This is a genomic window from Bradyrhizobium sp. PRIMUS42, from assembly GCF_023006515.1.
Taxonomy (GTDB): Bacteria; Pseudomonadota; Alphaproteobacteria; order Rhizobiales; family Xanthobacteraceae; genus Bradyrhizobium.
The window spans coordinates 1-4,300 of sequence record NZ_JALBGZ010000544.1; the positions used below are offsets into that span (position 1 = coordinate 1).

The 4,300-nt window shown below is 64.3% G+C and carries 5 protein-coding genes and 1 other RNA gene; 2 read left to right on the forward strand and 4 right to left on the reverse strand.

The genetic code is table 11. The features are described from left to right. The 4 genes from MOV75_RS28835 to MOV75_RS28850 form a co-directional block, all read right to left on the reverse strand. Positions 1–278, reverse strand: a 278-nt coding sequence (locus MOV75_RS28835) for an SDR family NAD(P)-dependent oxidoreductase (RefSeq protein WP_247007035.1), incomplete at its 3' end; no start/stop codon positions are given. After that, a complete protein-coding gene (locus MOV75_RS28840; RefSeq protein ID WP_246931062.1) occupies positions 278–1,072 on the reverse strand; it encodes an amino acid ABC transporter ATP-binding protein in 795 nt (264 codons plus the stop codon). The genes MOV75_RS28840 and MOV75_RS28835, both read right to left, overlap by 1 nt. After that, positions 1,069–1,731, reverse strand: coding sequence for an amino acid ABC transporter permease (locus MOV75_RS28845; RefSeq protein WP_246931063.1), 663 nt, complete (start codon positions 1,729–1,731; stop codon positions 1,069–1,071). The genes MOV75_RS28840 and MOV75_RS28845 overlap by 4 nt, the downstream gene beginning before the upstream one ends. A gap of 122 nt (positions 1,732–1,853) precedes the next feature. Beyond that, entirely contained in the window at positions 1,854–2,699 is an 846-nt protein-coding gene (locus MOV75_RS28850; protein ID WP_246931064.1) for a transporter substrate-binding domain-containing protein, read from the reverse strand. Between the two features lie 182 nt (positions 2,700–2,881). Between MOV75_RS28850 and ffs the strand changes: the two genes are divergently transcribed. Further along, positions 2,882–2,978: signal recognition particle sRNA small type (gene ffs / locus MOV75_RS28855), an RNA gene on the forward strand. 94 nt (positions 2,979–3,072) lie between these two features. Next, the coding region (locus MOV75_RS28860) for a DNA polymerase III subunit gamma/tau (RefSeq protein WP_247007036.1) at positions 3,073–4,300 on the forward strand (1,228 nt) is incomplete at its 3' end.

Sequence of the window (4,300 nt, forward strand, 5' to 3'; positions counted from 1 at the left end):
TGGCCGCCGACCAGGATCAATCCGTCGAGCCGGCCGAAGCCGGCTTTCGCGGCAGCGACGGCGTCGCTGGCGGTGGCCTCCTCGGCAAGATCGCCAAGGCACTTTGAGACAACGGCGCCCTTCGCTTCGGCATCCGCTGCGGTGGCGTCGAGACCTTCTGCGTTCGAGCGCGTATGTAGTAGCAACCCGACGCCGGGCGCCGCGAGCAGGTTTGCGGTGGCGCGGCCGATGCCGCTGGCGGCACCGGTAACGAGATAAACGCGGTTGATATCGGACATCACGATGCCGTTGTGGCCGGCGGCAATGCACCGGTGCGGTGGAAATGGCTGAGGAAGGCGCGCGTCGCGGCTTCCTGCGGATTGTCGATCACCTGCCGCGCCGGGCCTTCTTCTACGACGACGCCGTCGCGCATGAAGATGAGGCGGTCCGCGACCTCGCGGGCAAAGGCGATCTCGTGCGTCACGATCACCATGGTCATGCCTTCGGAGGCGAGCTGCTGGATCACGGCGAGCACCTCGCCGACGAGCTCGGGATCGAGCGCTGAGGTCGCCTCGTCGAACAGCATGACATCAGGTTCCATTGCCAGTGCTCGGGCAATCGCGACGCGCTGCTTCTGTCCGCCGGAGAGCGTCGCCGGATACTGGTCGGCTTTCTCGGCAAGGCCCACCTTGGCGAGTTGCGCCCGTGCGAGCGTCTCAGCGTCGGCCTTGGCCATGCGCCGCACCGTGACCGGGCCCTCCATCACGTTCTGGAGCGTCGTCATGTGCGGGAACAGATTGAAGTGCTGGAACACCATGCCGGTGGTGGCACGGAAATTTGCCAGCGTCCTCACCTCCGGGAGTTTTGAACCGTCGCCGAACGCAAAGCGCGTATCGCCGACGCGGACGCTGCCGCCATCGGGCACAACAAGGAGATTGATGCAGCGGAGCAGGGTCGACTTGCCGGAGCCTGAGGGGCCGATCAGCGCGACAACCCCGCCCTTGGCAACGTCGAGATTGATGTTTTTCAGGACCTCGTTGCTGCCAAAACTCTTGCGAAGGCTGCGGATCTCGATTTTTGACGTCTCGCTCATTCGCTGACCGCCAGTCGCTTCTCGCCGCGGCGGACGAGGATGGTCAGGGGAATCAGGATCGCCGCATAGGCGACCGCGACGGCGGTGTAGGTCTCCAGCGGCCGGTAGCTGTCATGGGCGGCGACCTGGCTCTGGTAGACGAGGTCGGGCACCGCCAGCACCGAGACCAGCGAGGTGTTCTTGAACTGGATGATCGACTGGTTCATCAGCGCCGGAATCATGCGCTTGATCGCCTGCGGCAGCACGATGCGGCGCATGGTCTGGATCGGCGTCATGCCGAGCGCGGCACCGGCTTCGGACTGGCCCTTGTCGATCGAGATGATGCCGCCGCGGATGATTTCCGAATAGAACGAACCGCCATAGAGCGAGAGCGCCAGCGCCGAGGCCGTGATCGGCGTCATCTCGACGCCGGCGAGGATCGGCAGTGCGTAATAGAACCAGATCAGCTGCACCAGGATCGGCGTGCAGCGGAACGCCTCGATGAAGGTGAGCGCGAGAAGACGCAGCGGCTTGAAGCGCGAGAGCGTGCCGAACGCCCCTAACAGGCCGAACAGCAGCCCGCACACGACGATGACCACGGTGAAGCCGACGGTGACGCCAAGCCCGTTCAGAAACAGCCAGCGATAGGTCCAGAGGAGGCCGAAGTCCCACTGATACATGCGTGCGTTACTCGTCGTGCGGCTAACCGCTTACACCGTCATTCCGGGGCGCCCGAAGGGCGAACCCGGAATCTCGAGATTCCGGGTTCTCGCTTCGCGAGCCCCGGAATGACAGTGGAAACTTACAGCGATACGCCCGGCGGAATGTCCGCCTCGGTCACGCCCACCAGCTCCATGTTGGTGATGATCGCGTTGCGGATGAAGCCGAGGCCCTTGTTGAAGTCGATCCAGGTGTTGACGTAATCGCGCCAGGTCTTGTCGGTCTCGCGGCGGAAGCCGGCATTCGACGTCGTCGCGAAGATCGGCGTCGGCAGCACGAGCTGGCCGAGCGAGGGATTCTTCTTCAGCACGGTCAGCGACAGCATGGTGATCAGGCACTGCGCGTCGACGCGGCCGGTCTGCAGCGCGGCGGTGGCGTCGTCTGCGGTCTTCAGCCGCGTAATCTGCGCCTTCGGCGTCAGGCGACTGACGACCTGGTCGTGCGAGGAGCCCTGGTCGACCGCGATCTTGATGTCGGGCGAGTTCAGCTCGGCCCAGCTCTTCGGCTTGAAGTCCTTCTTGCAGAGGATGGCGAAGGCATTGTTGAAGACCGGCACCGAGAAGTCGACCACCAGCGCGCGCTTCGGCGTGGGGTTGAGGCCGAAGAAGATGTCGATCTTGTTGGCCTGCAGATCGAGCACCGAATTGCCCCAGGTGGTCTCGGTGATCTCGAGCTCGGCCTCCATATCGTCGGCGAGACCCTTGGCGATGTCGATGTAAAAGCCCTTCCACTGACCGCTGGAGAGATCCTTCATGTAATAGGGTGCGCCGCCGCCGACCGCGCCGATCCGCATCTTCTTGGTCCGGCGGATGCGGGCGAAGGTCGATTCGTTCGAATCGGCGGTCTGGGCCACCGCCGGCGAAGCCAGCGCGGCCGCAGTCATCGCGCCAAGTCCGACAATCGATGCAACATCACGACGTGTAACCATTGGGATCAATCGCTTTTCTGGTTGGGACAGGTTCCGGCAGGTTCATACCAAGGCAGCACTATCAGTGAAAGCACAGCCTATCAGCTGGGCAGATCGGGAATTGCCCGGATGCTGGGCAGGCGCCGGCGATCGGGGGCGATAGCCGCTTGCTTTCCGGTCCTTTTGGCCCCAAATAGGGACCGGGAGATTGGCGGTGGACGAGCCACTCGCCAACCGGGTCAGGTCCGGAAGGAAGCAGCCCTAACGAGGTCCGGATCGGGTCGCTCGTCAGTCTCCTACCTGTTTTTCGAGCGAATTGCGCCGGCGGCACCAGCCGCCAGCGCGCTCCTTTCCGCAAAAGCCGGCCAAGAGACATTTCATTGCGGATCGACCGATGACCGACGCTGGCGCCCCTTCCAACCCCGACAGCGCCGGTCAGGCCGGCAACGCGCCTTACCGGGTGCTGGCGCGCAAATACCGTCCCTCCAGCTTTGACGATCTGATCGGCCAGGAGGCCGTGGTCCGCACCGTCTCCAATGCGTTCGAGACCGGGCGGATTCCGCAGGCCTGGATCCTCACCGGCGTCCGCGGCGTCGGCAAGACCACCACCGCGCGCATCCTGGCCCGTGCACTCAACTACGAGATGCCTGATGGTTCGGTGAGGGGCCCGACCATCCACATGCCGACCTTGGGCGTGCATTGCCAGGCGATCATGGAAAGCCGGCACATGGACGTGCTGGAGATGGACGCGGCGTCGCATACCGGCGTCGACGACGTTCGCCAGATCAATGACAGCGTGCGCTATGCCCCCGCCAGCGCGCGCTACAAGGTCTACATCATCGATGAAGTCCACATGCTGTCGACGGCGGCGTTCAACGCCTTCCTGAAGACGCTGGAGGAGCCGCCGGAGCACGCCAAATTCGTGTTCGCGACCACTGAGATCCGCAAGGTTCCGGTCACGGTGCTGTCGCGCTGCCAGCGCTTTGATCTTCGCCGCGTCGAGGCCGACGTGCTGATGAAGCACCTCGCCAGTATTGCAACGAAGGAAAGCGTCGAGATCGAGCCGGAGGCGCTCGGCATCATCGCCCGTGCCGCCGAAGGCTCGGTGCGCGATTCGCTGTCGCTGCTCGACCAGGCGATCGCACATGCCGCCGGGCAGGTGAGGGCCGATGCGGTCAGGCAGATGCTGGGGCTCGCCGACCGCACCCGCGTCATCGACCTGTTCGATTCGCTGGCGCGCGGCGATATCGCGAGCGCATTCAAGGAATTCCGCGACCAGTACGACGTCGGCGCCGATCCGATCGTCGTGCTCTCGGACCTCGCCGAATTCGTCAATTTCGTCACCCGCGTGAAGATCGTTCCGGCGACCGCCGACAACGTCGCCTATGGCGAGACCGAGCGCGTGCGCGCGAAGGAATTCGCCTCGAAAATCTCGATGCGCGTGCTGTCGCGGATGTGGCAGATGCTGCTCAAGGGTATCACCGAGGTGCAGGCCGCGACACGTCCCGCTGCCGCCGCCGAGATGGTGCTGGTGCGCATTGCCTATGTCGCCGACCTGCCGACGCCGGACGAAGCGATCAAGATGCTGGAGCAGAACGGCGGCGGCTCGCCGGTCGTGAGCG

Excerpts from the sequence above, each read along its gene's own strand:
- MOV75_RS28840 (WP_246931062.1), bottom strand. The coding sequence starts at position 1,072 with ATGAGCGAGACGTCAAAAATCGAGATCCGCAGCCTTCGCAAGAGTTTT.
- MOV75_RS28845 (WP_246931063.1), bottom strand. The coding sequence starts at position 1,731 with ATGTATCAGTGGGACTTCGGCCTCCTCTGGACCTATCGCTGGCTGTTT.
- MOV75_RS28850 (WP_246931064.1), bottom strand. The coding sequence starts at position 2,699 with ATGGTTACACGTCGTGATGTTGCATCGATTGTCGGACTTGGCGCGATG.